The 13,500-nt window shown below is 65.9% G+C and carries 14 protein-coding genes and 1 tRNA gene; 8 read left to right on the forward strand and 7 right to left on the reverse strand.

From position 1 onward, the window contains the following. The first annotated feature begins 1 nt into the window (after position 1). Positions 2 to 910: a YheT family hydrolase gene (locus AC30QB_RS00115; RefSeq protein ID WP_489544149.1), complete on the forward strand. Its 909-nt coding sequence runs from the start codon at positions 2 to 4 to the stop codon at positions 908 to 910. A gap of 80 nt (positions 911 to 990) precedes the next feature. Continuing rightward, complete coding sequence (locus tag AC30QB_RS00120) at positions 991 to 1,551, forward strand: DUF2946 family protein (protein WP_489544150.1); 561 nt, start codon at positions 991 to 993, stop codon at positions 1,549 to 1,551. A 173-nt stretch (positions 1,552 to 1,724) separates the two neighbouring features. On the opposite strand, the gene AC30QB_RS00125 is transcribed toward AC30QB_RS00120, so the two are convergent. Further along, entirely contained in the window at positions 1,725 to 2,273 is a 549-nt protein-coding gene (locus tag AC30QB_RS00125) for a c-type cytochrome (protein WP_489544151.1), read from the reverse strand. Between the two features lie 111 nt (positions 2,274 to 2,384). Between AC30QB_RS00125 and AC30QB_RS00130 the strand changes: the two genes are divergently transcribed. After that, positions 2,385 to 2,460: transfer RNA gene (locus tag AC30QB_RS00130), tRNA-Arg, on the forward strand. A 525-nt stretch (positions 2,461 to 2,985) separates the two neighbouring features. Here the strand turns inward: AC30QB_RS00130 and AC30QB_RS00135 are convergent. Together AC30QB_RS00135 and AC30QB_RS00140 are read right to left on the reverse strand one after the other, a co-directional pair. Beyond that, entirely contained in the window at positions 2,986 to 3,627 is a 642-nt protein-coding gene (locus tag AC30QB_RS00135; protein ID WP_489544152.1) for a lipase secretion chaperone, read from the reverse strand. A gap of 164 nt (positions 3,628 to 3,791) precedes the next feature. Next, positions 3,792 to 4,610: a poly(ethylene terephthalate) hydrolase family protein gene (locus tag AC30QB_RS00140; RefSeq protein WP_489544153.1), complete on the reverse strand. Its 819-nt coding sequence runs from the start codon at positions 4,608 to 4,610 to the stop codon at positions 3,792 to 3,794. A gap of 440 nt (positions 4,611 to 5,050) precedes the next feature. Between AC30QB_RS00140 and AC30QB_RS00145 the strand changes: the two genes are divergently transcribed. Next, positions 5,051 to 5,794 carry an SDR family oxidoreductase gene (locus AC30QB_RS00145; RefSeq protein WP_489544154.1) on the forward strand — a complete coding sequence of 248 codons (744 nt, stop codon included), beginning with the start codon at positions 5,051 to 5,053 and terminating at the stop codon, positions 5,792 to 5,794. Here AC30QB_RS00145 and AC30QB_RS00150 read toward each other — a convergent pair. From AC30QB_RS00150 to AC30QB_RS00165, 4 genes are all read right to left on the reverse strand, one after another. Next, positions 5,743 to 7,683, reverse strand: a complete 1,941-nt coding sequence (locus AC30QB_RS00150; RefSeq protein ID WP_489544155.1) for a hybrid sensor histidine kinase/response regulator — start codon at positions 7,681 to 7,683, stop codon at positions 5,743 to 5,745. The genes AC30QB_RS00145 and AC30QB_RS00150 overlap by 52 nt on opposite strands. Before the next feature lie 70 nt (positions 7,684 to 7,753). Continuing rightward, positions 7,754 to 7,879 (reverse strand): hypothetical protein, encoded by a 126-nt coding sequence (locus tag AC30QB_RS00155; RefSeq protein WP_489544156.1) that lies wholly within the window; start codon positions 7,877 to 7,879, stop codon positions 7,754 to 7,756. Positions 7,880 to 7,943: 64 nt separating this feature from the next. After that, entirely contained in the window at positions 7,944 to 9,272 is a 1,329-nt protein-coding gene (locus AC30QB_RS00160) for a serine hydrolase domain-containing protein (RefSeq protein WP_489544157.1), read from the reverse strand. A gap of 107 nt (positions 9,273 to 9,379) precedes the next feature. After that, positions 9,380 to 10,429: an AraC family transcriptional regulator gene (locus tag AC30QB_RS00165; RefSeq protein ID WP_489544158.1), complete on the reverse strand. Its 1,050-nt coding sequence runs from the start codon at positions 10,427 to 10,429 to the stop codon at positions 9,380 to 9,382. 92 nt (positions 10,430 to 10,521) lie between these two features. Between AC30QB_RS00165 and AC30QB_RS00170 the strand changes: the two genes are divergently transcribed. From AC30QB_RS00170 to AC30QB_RS00185, 4 genes are all read left to right on the forward strand, one after another. Then, positions 10,522 to 10,884, forward strand: a complete 363-nt coding sequence (locus AC30QB_RS00170; RefSeq protein ID WP_489544159.1) for an ArsR/SmtB family transcription factor — start codon at positions 10,522 to 10,524, stop codon at positions 10,882 to 10,884. 51 nt (positions 10,885 to 10,935) lie between these two features. Continuing rightward, positions 10,936 to 11,511 carry a YceI family protein gene (locus AC30QB_RS00175; RefSeq protein WP_489544160.1) on the forward strand — a complete coding sequence of 192 codons (576 nt, stop codon included), beginning with the start codon at positions 10,936 to 10,938 and terminating at the stop codon, positions 11,509 to 11,511. Between the two features lie 144 nt (positions 11,512 to 11,655). Further along, positions 11,656 to 11,913, forward strand: a complete 258-nt coding sequence (locus AC30QB_RS00180; protein WP_489544161.1) for a hypothetical protein — start codon at positions 11,656 to 11,658, stop codon at positions 11,911 to 11,913. Positions 11,914 to 11,980: 67 nt separating this feature from the next. Further along, entirely contained in the window at positions 11,981 to 13,492 is a 1,512-nt protein-coding gene (locus tag AC30QB_RS00185) for a DHA2 family efflux MFS transporter permease subunit (protein ID WP_489544162.1), read from the forward strand. Positions 13,493 to 13,500 lie beyond the last annotated feature (8 nt).

Here is a 13,500-nt window from a genome sequence, read left to right on the forward strand (position 1 = left end):
GCTGGCGCGCCCTGCGCCGACCAAAGCCGTGCCGCAGCCGCTCTGGCGGCGCGAGCGCTGGGCCACGCCCGACGCCGACTTCATCGACGTCGATTGGCAGGGCGAGGATTCGGCTCGGCCGCTGCTCGTGTTGTTCCACGGGCTGGAAGGGTCGTCCGCCAGCCACTATGCGCAGGCCTTCGCACATCGTGCCCGCGAACTGGGATGGCGCTTCGCGGTGCCGCACTTCCGCGGCTGCTCGGGCGAACTGAACCTCGCGCCTCGCGCCTACCACTCGGGTGATTACGAAGAGATCGGCTGGGTGCTGCGACGCATGCGCACTCGACACGGCGGCCCGATCGCAGCGGTCGGTGTCTCGCTCGGCGGCAATGCGCTGCTGCGCTGGGCCGAAGAAGCCGGCGAGAGCGCTTCGCAGACAGTGCGCGCGGTCTGCGCCATCAGCTCGCCCATAGACCTGGCCGCCGGCGGCCACGCCATCGGCAGCGGCTTCAACCGGCAGGTCTACACCCGCATGTTCCTGCGCAGCATGGTGCCCAAAGCCTTGCGCAAGTTGGCCCAGCACCCGGGCCTCTTCGACGGCCGCAAGCTGCAGGCCGCGCGCGACCTCTACGACTTCGACAACATCTTCACCGCGCCGCTGCACGGCTTTCGCAGCACCGACGACTACTGGACGCGCGGCTCGGCCAAGCCTCACCTGCACGCCATTCGCATCCCGGCGCTGGTGCTCAACGCGCGCAATGACCCTTTCGTGCCTGCAGCCAGCCTGCCGCGCCAGCACGAGGTGGGCGCCTTCGTGACACTCTGGCAGCCCGAGCATGGCGGCCACGTCGGCTTTGCGCGTGGGCGCTGGCCAGGCCACGTACTGACCCTGCCCGAGCAAGTCATGGGCTGGATGGGTGCACACACGTGACAGCCCTTCGCTCATCAGGCAGGCTGAGCGATCCCACCAGGGGATGTGGCGCTCCACACGCTCGACAAAGGAGAACGCTGATGGATGACATCGTCAAGGCCGCGCTGAAGAAATGGCCCAACGTTCCGGCCTGCTACGGTTGGCTGGCGCTAGACGCGCGTGGTGACTGGTACATGCGCGACGACCGCGTGCAGGCCGCCGGCCCCTTCCCGAAAGTGAAGGGCAGCCGCATCAACCACGAGAAGCTGCGCGAGTTCATAGACCGCAACTACGACCACGATGCGCAGGGCTGCTGGTACTTCCAGAACGGCCCGCAACGCGTCTACGTCGAGCTCGAAGCCGCGCCCTGGGTCTGGCGCCTTGAGGCCGTGCCGGGGCAGGCCCCAGGCCTGCGCTCCCACACCGGCCGCGAGGCCCGCTTCGAATCGGCCCTGGTCGACGAGCTGGGGCGGCTCTTCATTGCCACCGACATCGGCCTGGGCATCGTGCACACGCTCGACATGGAAACGGCTGCCGACGCCATCGAGCAAGGCCACTGGGTGGTGGCCGAGACGATGCACGCCGAGCTGCCGCAGCACTACGGCCACTGCCTGAGCCCACAGGCCCAGGCCGGGCCGCAGGCGCACGCTCACATGCCCTAGAACAAAAACGTCGTCGGCCGACGCCACCGGCTGGCGCGCGCGTCGCCGGGCGCCATGATCGATTTGCTTGCCGGTGATCTTGGTTGCGCAGCAAGCTTCATTTCAGATGCAGGCACACGCGACCATGAAAAAAGCCGACCCTCAGGTCGGCTTTCCCGGCGGGGCGAAGCGCCTTAGTTGGCAGCAGACGCCGCCGCTGCGGGTGCCTTGGGCTCTTCGAGCTTGGCGCCACCCTTGTTGGCCATGAAGACCACGGCACGGCCGATCTCGAAGTCGCTGAAATCGCCGCCGCCTTGCGGGCCCATGGCGCCCTTGCCCTTGAGGGCATGCGTCAGCAGGGTTTCGTAGCCCTGGCCGATGCGCGGGCCCCAAGCTGCGGCATCGCCCAGCTTGGGTGCGCCTGCGACGCCTGCGGTGTGGCAGGCCGTGCACTGGGCCGCAAACACCTGCTCGCCGCTCTTCATCGAGGCCACATCGGTCGCGTCTTTCACTTCCACGCTGGCGACGGGCCTGATGCGCTGCGCCGTGGATGCGGGCGACATGCCGTCGCTGCCGGCGGCCGGCTGCGGGTTGGAGCCCACATGGCTGACCAACAGCACGATGACGGCAATGGGAATGACGAAGGCAAAGATCACCGCCGCAATGAGTTGCTTGACGGTCTTGACGGGCCCTTCATGGGGGCCGTCGTCGTGTTCGGAATTGCTGTGATGGGGGTCGCTCATGAAATCCTCGGCGGCTGAACCGTATGGTTGGCGCAAAACCGCGGGATTATAAACGGGTGCCCCGCAGCAGGGCTGTTGAGCGAGGGCGCGCTGATAGAATCGCCGCCCTGTGCGTCCGTAGCTCAATGGATAGAGTACTGCCCTCCGAAGGCAGGGGTTGCTGGTTCGATCCCAGCCGGGCGCACCACCCAGTCAACTGGGGCAGGCCTCAAAAAAAAACGCCGCCGGCGACTCTTGATCACCGCGCAAAACTGGCTACCTTGGTGCGGGCCGCGAGCGTGAATGGCGCGCGGAATTTGCGCCCCAGGCATCTAAGAACTGAGCCTCGCTGTTGATGCAGTCGGCCAATGTTCGAAAGATTTCCCCTGATCAGAAATCACCGTCAGGTGAGTTCGCCCCGATGTCAATTGAGTCCATCGAGAGTCCAGTGCGCCGGCTCCCGTGCGGGTCGGCATTTGCTCCGGTGGAGCCTGATTGGCCGAGCACCTGCGCGCGACTTGGCCGCTCGCATCACATCGCCATAGGCGCACAAGCCGAGGCTCGCCAGAGATCGAGGGCCGCTTCAGCGAAATACTATCTGGCGGCGCGTTTTGAAATTCAAAACTCAGCAAGCTCGCGAATATGGCAAGGGGCCATTCGGCCAATCTTGGTGGATATATCCAGCGGGTTAACCCCTTTCGGTAAAACCACCCATGCCAGGAAGCTCCTGCCCTCATTTCCCTGGTTTTTCGTCCAGCTTCGGGTTCTTGTCTTGGTCCAAAGCCATTTGCAGCAACATGTCACGCTGCTTCTTTTCTTCGGCGCCAAACAGACTGGCCGCTACCACTGCCCCAAAGGCCTGAACTCGCAGCTCATGCAAACCGTCAAGTTGCACGAGCCCTTGGGCGGGGGAGGCCATCTCCTGACCGGGCGGAAAGGTTTGAAGTTGCGTCTCCTGGTAGGTGTCGTAGCGGGCCAGAAGCGCGCTGAGCTCTCGCCCCGCGGCGGGTGGCAAGCTTTCCTCCAGCTCGCGCTGCTTTTTCACCCGATCGCCCGGGGCGTTGAGCGCAAAGAGTTTTTCCATGTTTAAGCGGGCGTCTTCATCAGCGACGATGTGGCCCTTGGCATCGATCTCAAACGCCATTTTCTCGCCCGGCTCCTGACCCGCCATCACTTCCCGCGACCGGTTACTGGGCTCAGTTGCCACGGGTGTGTTCTGCGGTTCGAGTTTCAACGGGCTCGACGCGGGCGGTGCGATGGGCGTGATTTGCGCGCGCTGTGGTGGCGCACTCTGCAGCAATTCGACGGGGGCTCGATCGGCCCCGTCGCGCAGAACAACAACCGTCAGGGCAATCGCGGCCAGCCCTGCCCACATCGACCACTTGCTTATTTTCAAAGTCCACCTTGGCGGTTTGTATCGCCACGAAGACGCACTGCGCCGCGGCGTTAGAACACAAAATGGCGGCAACCTGAGTCACCGCCATGGGGTCTGTCGATCAACCGACCAGCTGGCCGGTCAATCCATCAGCTACTTTCAACTCAAAACGGGCCGTTTGAAGTGAAGGTCGAGAGCCTGCGGTCGGTCACCAGGAACTGGCTGTAGCGCGAATCGTTGTCGGCAAAGCGCTTGATCCACGCAATCTGGTACTTGCTGCCGGGCTGATAGGCGGGGTTGGCGGTCGGGGCGCCGTGCGATGCACCGGAAATAATGGCCAGCAGCTTCTTGGTGGTGTTGGGCATGCTGTTATAGAACGCGGTCGCGTGCTGGGCCGGGGGCGCAACAGTGTCCGAAGAGCCGCCGATCATGGCGGAGGGCACCCTGTTGGTCGCAAAGTTTTTGTCTGAGGACCACGGCGCAAAGCCAACAGCGGCTTTCAACGTCGGGTTGTTTTTCGCCGCGATCAACGCGCCCCCACCGCCCATCGAATAGCCACTGGCGACGCGACGCGACGAATCCACCTTGCCAACCACGGGGCCCGTCGTGAGCGCTGCCACTCGGTTCAAGGCTGCAATGATTTGCGTCGCGCGACTCGCCGGAAAATCGAAGGTCGAGTTGGTGTTCATCGTGACCACCACAAACCCATGCGTCGCCAGTCGGCGACCCAGTGGGGCAACTGCCGATTGGGTGTTGGTAAAGCCCGGGCACAGAGCGACCAGCGCGTACTGGCCCGCGGTGTTAGGTGAATAGACTGTGCCGCCCGCAAAACCACCACCACTCGCAATCGTTTGGGTGCTCACAGCAAACGGGCCATCCGCCGAAACGCTGGCCTCGGTGGGGTCGGGCCCGATGGCTTGGGCGTAAGCCACACCCGCGAGCATTGAAAATGCCAAGCCCAACCCGTAGGCAACGGTTGTCATCCAGTTTTTTCTCAAGATAGTCTCCATCAGGGCGTGAAGCCCTCTGCGTTAATAGATACATCCACGCCAACCACGTAATATCTCGTAACCGAAATACTATTCGGTAACTTACGGCGAAATTAACAGCAATCAGCAAACGTGAATATTGCACATGCCTCGTGCAGGCCACATCGGCGAATCTCGCCAAGCTCTTGATGCAGTCGGCCAATTTCGGGGGCTTGAACCCTATCAGGGAACACCCCTAAATCTGGCGGGCAAGGGCAGATACCGGCTTTTCAGAAGCCCGCACAACATGCGCCAAAGCATCATCAAAGCCACTTGGCCGCAGCACCTCTCCAAGCCGTTGGGGGTGGGGCGGCCCAACGGCATCAGCACTGCAGGACCTGTGGCAAGCTCTTCGCGCGGCGTGCAAGCCGCGCCCAGCTTGAGGAAAAGCCACCATGTCTTTCGACACCCTGCGCGGTAAGCGCATTCTGGTCACGCACGCCCAAGACTTCATGGGCCCGATGCTGTGCGAGGTGCTCGCGCGGCATGGCGCCACGGTGATCGCCGACAGCAGCGCGCTGCTCGACCCGCACGAGCCAGCCGCGGTGGTGGCTGCGGTCGGCCATGTGGACGTGCTGGTGGCCAACCTGGCGATCCGCGCGCCGTCCACCGTGGTGAGCGAGGTAAGCGAAGACGAGTGGTGCGACGTGTTTGCCGCGCTGGTGCACCCGCTGCCTCGGCTGGTGCGCGCCGTGTTGCCACAAATGGTGGCGCGGCGTGCGGGCAAGGTGCTGGTGATGGGCAGCGCGGCCGCGCTGCGTGGCATGAAGCGCACGTCCACCTACAGCGCGGCGCGCGGCGCACAGATCGCCTACGTGCAAGCAGTGGGGGTCGAGATGGCGCCGCACAACGTGCAGGTGAACGCGATCGCGCAGAACTTCGTCGAAAACCCCACCTACTTCCCCGCCGAGGTGCAGGCCGACCCGCGATTCCAGGAACGGCTCAGGCGCGAGGTGCCCTTGGGCCGCCTGGTGACGGCGCAGGAAGACGCCGAGTTTGCCGCCTACCTGTGCAGCGACGCGGCAAGCTGCTTTGTCGGCCAGGTGTTTCCGGTGTGTGGGGCTGGGTCGCACGCTGAGCCCGTGGCTCACGCCAGGTACTTCACCGCTTCGGCGATGGCCCGCTCCAGCTCGGCCTGAACGTAAGGCTTGGCCAGCTTCATCACAACCGAGGGCAGTGGCTCTTTCAGCTCGGCGAAGCCGGTCGACAGCACGATGGGCAGCGCCGGCCAGCGCGTGCGCACCTGCTGGATCAACTCGGCCCCTGTCATGCCCGGCATGGCCTGGTCGGTCAGCAAGAGCTGCACGTCGCCCATGGTGGCCAGCAGGTCGAGCGCCTCTGGCGCCGAGCTCGCGCCGCGCGCCGCGTGGCCCAGGTCTTCGAGCATGGCGATGGTGCTGGCCAGCACCAGGTTGTCGTCGTCCACCGCCAGCACCACGAGTGGCTGGCTGGTGATGGCTTGGCCCGCAACGAGGCTGGTCACCACTTCGGCGGGCGCGGGCGCGGCCGCAGCCGCCGGCAGCCACAATTCGGCGGTGGTGCCGCGCCCGGGCTCACTCTTCAGCAGGAACTGCCCACCCGACTGCTTGGCCAGTCCCTGCACCATCGACAGGCCCAGCCCGGTGCCTTTGCCCACGCCCTTGGTGGTGAAGAAGGGCTCGGTGGCACGGGCCAGCGTGGCCTCGTCCATGCCCTCGCCGGCGTCGGTGACGCGCAAGCGCACGAAGGTGTGGGCCGCCAGGTTTGCCGCCTCGCCGCTGGCGGACACTTCTTCTGCGGCCACAACGATCTCTCCGCCCTTGGGCATGGCATCGCGCGCATTGACCACCAGGTTGAGGAGTGCGAGCTCCAGCTGGTTGGGGTCGACGAGCACGGGTTTAAGCTGCTCGGGAAACGCAAACGAGATGACCACGCTCGGGCCGAGTGAGCGGGCCATCAGGTCGGACATGCCGCGCACCGAGTCGGCCACATTCACCGGCACCGGGCTCAGGTCTTGGCGGCGCGCGAAGGCGAGCATGCGCTGCGTGAGCGAGGCACCGCGGTGCGCGGCCTTGACGGCGCCTTCCAGCAGGTTCTTGAGCTTGGGCTCGTCGTCCATGCGCCTGAGCACGATGGTGAGGTTGCTCACAATCACGGTGAGCAGGTTGTTGAAGTCGTGTGCCACACCGCCTGTGAGCTGGCCGATGGCGTCGAGCTTTTGCGCCTGAAAGAGAGACTCCCGGGCGACCTCTAGCGCGCGCTGGGTCTCGCGCTTGGCGCTCACATCGCGCGTCACCTTGGCATAGCCAATGAGCCGGCCGGTTTCGTCGTGAATGGCGTCGACCACCACGTTGGCCCAGAACTGGCTGCCGTCTTTGCGCACGCGCCAGCCTTCGCTCTCGTAGCGCCCTTCGCGCGTCGCGGCCTCAAGTGCCAGCTCGGGCAGCTGCTGCGCACGGTCTTCGGGGCGATAGAAATGGGAGAAGTGAAGGCCGACGACCTCTTCTTCGGTGTAGCCCTTGATGCGCTCGGCGCCTGCGTTCCAGCTGCTCACGCGGCCATCGGTGTCGAGCATGTAGATGGCGTAATCGGTGACGCCTTGCACCAGCAAACGAAACTGCTCTTCGCTGCGCTTGAGCGAGTCTTCGGCCAGACGGCGCTCGGTCAGGTCGCGGGTGATCTTGGCGTAACCAATCACCTCGCCCTTGGGCAAGCGTATGGGGTCTATCACCACGTGGGCCCAGAAGCGGGTGCCGTCTTTGCGCAAGCGCCAGCCTTCGTCTTCGAACTTGCCTTCACGGGCCGCGGTGGCCAGCGCCCGCACGGGCAGGCCGGCCTGCCGGTCTTCGTCGGTATAGAAGCGCGAGAAGTGCTGGCCGATGATCTCGTCCGCCGTGTAGCCCTTGAAGCGTTGGGCGCCCGGGTTCCAACTGCTCACATACCCGCCCCCGTCGAGCATGTAGATGGCGTAGTCGGTGACGGCCTCGACCAGCAGGCGGTATCTGCCGTCGTCTGTCAAAGAAGCGCCGAAGTTTGCTGCCGGTTGCATCGCGGGAGGTGTTTGACCAGGGGCGAAGCAATTATGTTCGCAACCCCGTCACCCCACGTCCCGAACGTCGTCAGTAGTCGAGCACCGAGCCGCAGCTGAGGTTGGCGATGCTGGCAGTGACGGCGCTCGCCTGGTCGCTGGCGAGGAAGGCCGCCACGTTGGCCACTTCGGCCAGCGTGGGCAGGTGGTCATGCACACACCATCGACCGATGATGGTATCGGCGCTGCCGCCTTATCGCTCGGCCGGGCTCTGAGCAGGCTCAGCGCGGCGCCAGCGCCTTCACCACCTCAGAGACCAGTCGGCCGGCCTGCACGCGGCCGCCGCCGCGCTCGTGTGTGAGGCCCAAGCGCACCAGCACCAAGTCGCTGCTGGGCACGATCACCACGAACTGGCCGAGGTAGCCGAAGCCGAAGTAGGCATCGGCCGGGGCGCCGGGCAAGCCCCAGGGGAAGCCGACCGGCGTGGGCTGAGCGGTCTTGACGTTGAGCCAGAAGCCGGCGCCGTAGCCGGTGTCCAGCGTGGGCGTGGCGGCGTGCTGCGCCCAGCCGGGCGGCAGGATCTGCCGGCCGCCCACCACGCCGTCGTTCAGGTAGAGCAGGCCGAAGCGCGCCCAGTCACGCGCAGAGCCGTAGAAGTGGCTGGCACCGACAGGCGTGCCGGTGGCGTCAAACTCCATCGTCACCGTCTTCATGCCCAGCGGGCCGAAGAGCGCACCGTTGGCCACGCGCAGCACGTCGGCGGCCGTGCCGCCGGCGGCGTCGCGTATGGCGCGCGAGATGCGCATGTAGCCCGGATCGGTGTAGCTCCAGCGCCTGCAGGGCGGCACCTCTTGAGGCAGCGATTCGGCGTAGGCGGCCATGTCGCGCTCGACGCTCCACATGCGGGTGGCGGGGTCGAAGCCGCTGTAGCCCGTGAACAGGGCCTTGCCTTCGGTCATGCGCAAGAGCGGGTCTAGCGGCGCCGGGTCGAGCTTGCCTTGCTGCGCGAGGACGCCCACCAGCGCATGCGTGACGGCCTTGCTCACCGAGTGCGCATGCCAGGCGGTGTCGACCCCGATGTCGGGGGCGTAGCGCTCGGCCACCACCCGCCCGTGGTGCACGACCAGCACCGCCTTGGTCTGCTGCCAATCGGATGAAAACGCGGCGTCGACCGCGGCGCGCAGGCGCGGGTCGGCTGCCTGCACCGGCTGCGGGCCAGATGCAATGTCGCCCAGCAGCGTCGGCCCCAGCGGCTGCGCCAACGCGGCGGGTGGGATGCCGCCATGGTCGAGCAGGCAGCCCATGCCCTCGCGGTAGACCGAGCGGCTGGCAAAACCGCCACCCACCGTGGTGCGCACTTCTCGCCGCACCGGGTCGACCTCGTAGTGCAGCGCCCAATCGACCCAGCCCATGCCGCCTTCGGGCCGCTTTTCTTCGCGGTAGGTCTGGTCGGCGTCGCGGCCCGAGATGAAGACGGCCGAGCACAGCGTCTGGCTGACGCCGGCCGAGGCGACCAGGATGCTGCGGCCCGGGGGGAAACTGGTGCAGGCGCTCAGCAAAGTGGCAGCGGCAACGAGCGCCGCCACTCGCGTGGCGTGGGAGGGGTTCATGCGGTGTAGCTCCTGTAGCGTTGAAGGAGCACTCAGGATGCGCAAGCACCGCGCCGCCGTCTCGCCGCTGTCGAAAACGGCTGGCCGATTCTTGAAATTGGCCTTGTTCAGGCGATTTTTGTGCGCCGAAACTCGGTCGGCGTGATGCCGGTCTCGGCCTTGAAGGCCCGATTAAAGGGCCCGATGGATTGGAAGCCGGCGTCGAGCGCCAGCGTGAGCACCGGCACGGGCGCCTGTGCCGGGTCGGCCAAAGCGGCCTTCACCTCTTCCAGCCGATAGCGGTTGAGAAAGGCGTTGAAGTTGCGGTAGCCCAGCCCCTGGTTGATGGCACGGCGCAGCTTGTATTCCGGCACAGCGAGCTGGCGGGCCAGTGCGCCTATGGTGAGCGCCTCTTGCCGATAAGCGCGCTCGGTGGTCATCAGCCGTTGCAGCGCAGCGATCAAGGGGGCGTGTGAAGGGTCGGGCACCAGATCGGCCGTGTGGCTGTCTTCGGCCAGCAGCCCCTGCGGTGCGGGTGGCGGCAGCTGAAACAAGGAGGCCCCTGACGCCCGCACCAGATGCCAGGCCACCACCACCGCGATGGCCGACAAGGCCAGCAGTTCGGCCAGACCTGCCCTCGCACCCACAGCACCCCCGGCCAGCAAGCGCGGCGCCATGTTGGCCACGGTGTACAGCGCCCCGGCACCCACGATGAAGATGCGCAGACGGCGCCGCTTTTCCACCAGGTCTGCCCGCCATGACGACAGCGACTGCAGCAACGCCAAGATCGCAAAGCCCAGCGTGCCCAGCGTGATGACCCAGCCCATAGGCAGCACGGTGTAGCAGCCCAGCAGGCCCGCCAGCGCCATTGCGGCCCACAGCGCGCCATAGGCCGGGCGCCAACGGAAACCCTCTTCGAACAGGGCACGCGAAAACAGCCAGAACACGACCACGTTGCCGGTCGACAGCGCCGCAATCGGCGCTTGCCACCACGCCGGCGGCGCGGCGAAACCCGATGCCGACTGCACCGCATAGGCCGCTACCCCGATGGCAAGGGCTGCTGCCAGCCGCGCGGTCAGCGAGCGCCCGTGGTCGCGCAAGACCAGGGCCGCGGCAAACAGCATCAGCGCGACAAGGCCGGCGCGCAGCGCGAGATCAAGGGGGTATGCAGTGTTCATCGCAGGGCCGCATCGTAGCGGCCACCGCTTGACAGTTTTCTCGGCGCCATCGTAAATTACCAATCAGTTAAATACTGATCGGCACCCACCCCATGACCCCCGATCACCTCAGCGCCACCTTTGCCGCCCTCGCCGACCCGACGCGACGCGCCATCCTGGCGCGCCTCGCCTCGGGCGAAAGCTCGGTGAAAGAGCTGGCCGCCCCCTTCGACATGACGCCGCCGGCCGTGACCAAGCACCTGAAGGTGCTGCAGCGCGCCGGGCTGATCACCCAAAGCCGGCAAGCGCAGTGGCGGCCGTGCCGCCTCGAAGCCTCGCCGCTGCGCGAAGTGGCCGATTGGGTGGAGCCCTATCGCCGCTTCTGTGAGCTGCGGCTCGACCGGCTGGAAGACTATCTGCGCGAGCTTCAGGCCCAAGGGAAAAAGCCTGAGAAAAAGCCTGAGAAAAAGCCTTGAGCCACAACCACCCTCACGCCTCTTTTGCCTCACCCGCCTGAAAGAAACCCCATGAAGAAATACCTGCTTCTGCCCTTCATCACAGCGCTGACCGCCACCACGGCAAGCGCCGCCCCTGCCACCTACAACATCGACCCAACGCACACCTTCCCGAGCTTCGAGGCCGACCACATGGGCATGTCAAAGTGGCGCGGCAAGTTCAACAAGAGCGCAGGCCAGATCTTGCTCGACAAGGCCGCCGGCACCGGCAGCGTCGACCTGACCATCGACGTGGCCAGCATCGACTACGGCCTGGCCCTGATGAACACCGAGGCGCTCAAAGAGACCCTGTTCGACACTGCCAAATACCCGCAGGCCCGCTACAAGGGCCAGCTCGCGGGCTTTGCCAACGGCGCACCCTCGCGCGTGGTGGGCGAGCTCACGCTGCACGGCGTGACCAAGCCGGTCACGCTCACGCTCAACAGCTTCAAGTGCATGGCGCACCCCATGCTCAAGCGCGACTGGTGCGGCGCCGATGCGGTGACCACAATCAACCGCGCCGACTTCGGCATCGATGCCGGCCGCGACTGGGGCTTCAAGATGGACGTGGAGATCCGCATCCAGGTCGAAGCCGTGCTCGCCGAATGAAGGCTGTGGCGAGTCGCCAGCTTTGTGTGCGCCGCACAAATCCGCAGCCGTACTACCGCATGACTGCTCATCGTCCTACACGCCTGGCGAGCGACTTTCGCCACCATCTCGGGCATCCCCTACTCCCTACCCGACGGAGCCCCCATGTCCCTTGCAACACCCTCGTCGACGCCCATGGCCCGCAGCGCCCACAAGGTGAACCGCCACGAGATCTTGCGCCACGCCTTGCCGACCACGGTCGACCTGCTGATGCGCCGACGTGCCGGCGAGATCGACGAAACCTTCATCGACAACTACGTCGCCCTGGGCTGGCTCGAGTGGCATGGCGGGGCGCTGCGCCTGAGCACGCTGGGCAGCAACATCTGCGCGCAAATGCAGGCCTTGTCCACCGTAGACGACTGAGCTCGGGCACGGCCGCAAGCGCCGTGCTCCTTTTTTGCGTTGGGGTGTTGGCCGGGCAGGCTCGGCCATGACGCACGGCCTGGACACCCGCAAACGCTGGCTGGCCCTGATGGTGCTGTGCCTGGGCGTGCTGATGATCGTGCTCGACACGACCATCGTGAACGTCGCCCTGCCCTCCATCCGCGCCGACCTGGGCTTCAGCGAAACCTCGCTGGTCTGGGTGGTCAACGCCTACATGCTGACCTTCGGCGGCTTCTTGCTGCTAGGCGGGCGGCTCGGCGACCTGTACGGGCACCGGCGGCTTTTCTTGCTGGGCATCGTGCTCTTCACCATGGCCTCGCTCGCCTGCGGGTTGGCGCACTCGCAGACGCTGCTCATCATGGCGCGCGCCGTCCAAGGCATGGGCGGTGCGGTGGTGTCGGCGGTGTCGCTCTCGCTCATCATGAATCTCTTCACCACCCCGCAAGACCGAGCCAAGGCCATGGGCGTCTACGGCTTCGTGTGCTCGGCCGGCGGCAGCATAGGCGTGTTGCTGGGCGGCCTGCTCACCAGCCGCTTCAGCTGGCACTGGATCTTTCTCGTCAACCTGCCCATAGGCGTGGTGGTGTATGCGCTGTGCATGGCCTTGCTGCCAAGGGGCCGCGGCCAAGCCGAAGGCAGCAAGCTCGATGTGGGCGGGGCGCTCACGGTCACGGCCTCGCTGATGCTCGCGGTGTATGCGGTGGTCAACGGCAACGAAGCCGGCTGGCTCTCGGCACAAACGCTGGGCCTGCTGGCCACAGCGGCCGTGCTGCTCGCGCTCTTCGTCGCCATCGAAGCGAAAGTGGCCCACCCGCTGATGCCGCTGGCGCTCTTTCGACTGCGCAACGTGGCCACGGCCAACGTGGTGGGCGTGCTGTGGTCGGCGGCCATGTTTGCGTGGTTCTTCATCACCGCGCTCTACCTGCAGCTGGTGCTGAACTACACCCCGATGCAAGTAGGCCTGTCTTTTCTGCCGGCCAACCTGATCATGGCCGCGTTTTCGGTGGGCTTGTCGGCCAAGCTGGTGATGCGATTCGGCATACGCAAGCCACTCGCCGCGGGACTGCTGCTGGCTGCGTTGGGGCTGGCGCTGTTTGCGCGCGCGCCGACTGACGGCAGCTTCACGCTCGATGTGCTGCCCGGCATGCTGCTGCTCGGCCTGGGCGCGGGCATTGCCTTCAACCCCATGCTGCTGGCCGCCATGAGCGACGTGGCGCCCAGCGAGTCGGGCCTGGCCTCGGGCATCGTCAACACCGCGTTTGTGATGGGCGGCGCGCTGGGCCTGGCCGTGCTGGCCAGCCTGGCTTCTGCGCACACGGCGGGGCTGCTGGCCGCGGGCAAGGCGGCGCCGGTGGCGCTGAGCGAAGGCTATGGCTTGGCCTTTGTCGTGGGCGCCTGTTTTGCGGTGGTTGCGGCCTTGCTGGGGGCGGCCCTGATGCGGCCGGGCCTGCACGCAGGCGAAGCGGAAAGTGATGCCATACAGGGCTCGCCCGCCAGAGAGGTTGCGCCCCCAACCCCCGTTCGCGCGAACGGGAATCAAAAGACTCTCAGCCTCTGAGGGCTCGC

Origin of the sequence: Rhizobacter sp., assembly GCF_046595475.1 — a bacterium.
Lineage (GTDB): Bacteria > Pseudomonadota > Gammaproteobacteria > Burkholderiales > Burkholderiaceae_C > Rhizobacter.

Bases quoted from the DNA above. Each gene is read 5' to 3' on its own strand.
- AC30QB_RS00120 (WP_489544150.1), top strand. From the start codon at position 991: ATGGATGACATCGTCAAGGCCGCGCTGAAGAAATGGCCCAACGTTCCG.
- AC30QB_RS00125 (WP_489544151.1), bottom strand. From the start codon at position 2,273: ATGAGCGACCCCCATCACAGCAATTCCGAACACGACGACGGCCCCCAT.
- AC30QB_RS00135 (WP_489544152.1), bottom strand. From the start codon at position 3,627: ATGTGGGCAGGGCTGGCCGCGATTGCCCTGACGGTTGTTGTTCTGCGC.
- AC30QB_RS00140 (WP_489544153.1), bottom strand. From the start codon at position 4,610: ATGACAACCGTTGCCTACGGGTTGGGCTTGGCATTTTCAATGCTCGCG.
- AC30QB_RS00145 (WP_489544154.1), top strand. From the start codon at position 5,051: ATGTCTTTCGACACCCTGCGCGGTAAGCGCATTCTGGTCACGCACGCC.
- AC30QB_RS00150 (WP_489544155.1), bottom strand. From the start codon at position 7,683: ATGCAACCGGCAGCAAACTTCGGCGCTTCTTTGACAGACGACGGCAGA.
- AC30QB_RS00160 (WP_489544157.1), bottom strand. From the start codon at position 9,272: ATGAACCCCTCCCACGCCACGCGAGTGGCGGCGCTCGTTGCCGCTGCC.
- AC30QB_RS00165 (WP_489544158.1), bottom strand. From the start codon at position 10,429: ATGAACACTGCATACCCCCTTGATCTCGCGCTGCGCGCCGGCCTTGTC.
- AC30QB_RS00170 (WP_489544159.1), top strand. From the start codon at position 10,522: ATGACCCCCGATCACCTCAGCGCCACCTTTGCCGCCCTCGCCGACCCG.
- AC30QB_RS00175 (WP_489544160.1), top strand. From the start codon at position 10,936: ATGAAGAAATACCTGCTTCTGCCCTTCATCACAGCGCTGACCGCCACC.
- AC30QB_RS00180 (WP_489544161.1), top strand. From the start codon at position 11,656: ATGTCCCTTGCAACACCCTCGTCGACGCCCATGGCCCGCAGCGCCCAC.
- AC30QB_RS00185 (WP_489544162.1), top strand. From the start codon at position 11,981: ATGACGCACGGCCTGGACACCCGCAAACGCTGGCTGGCCCTGATGGTG.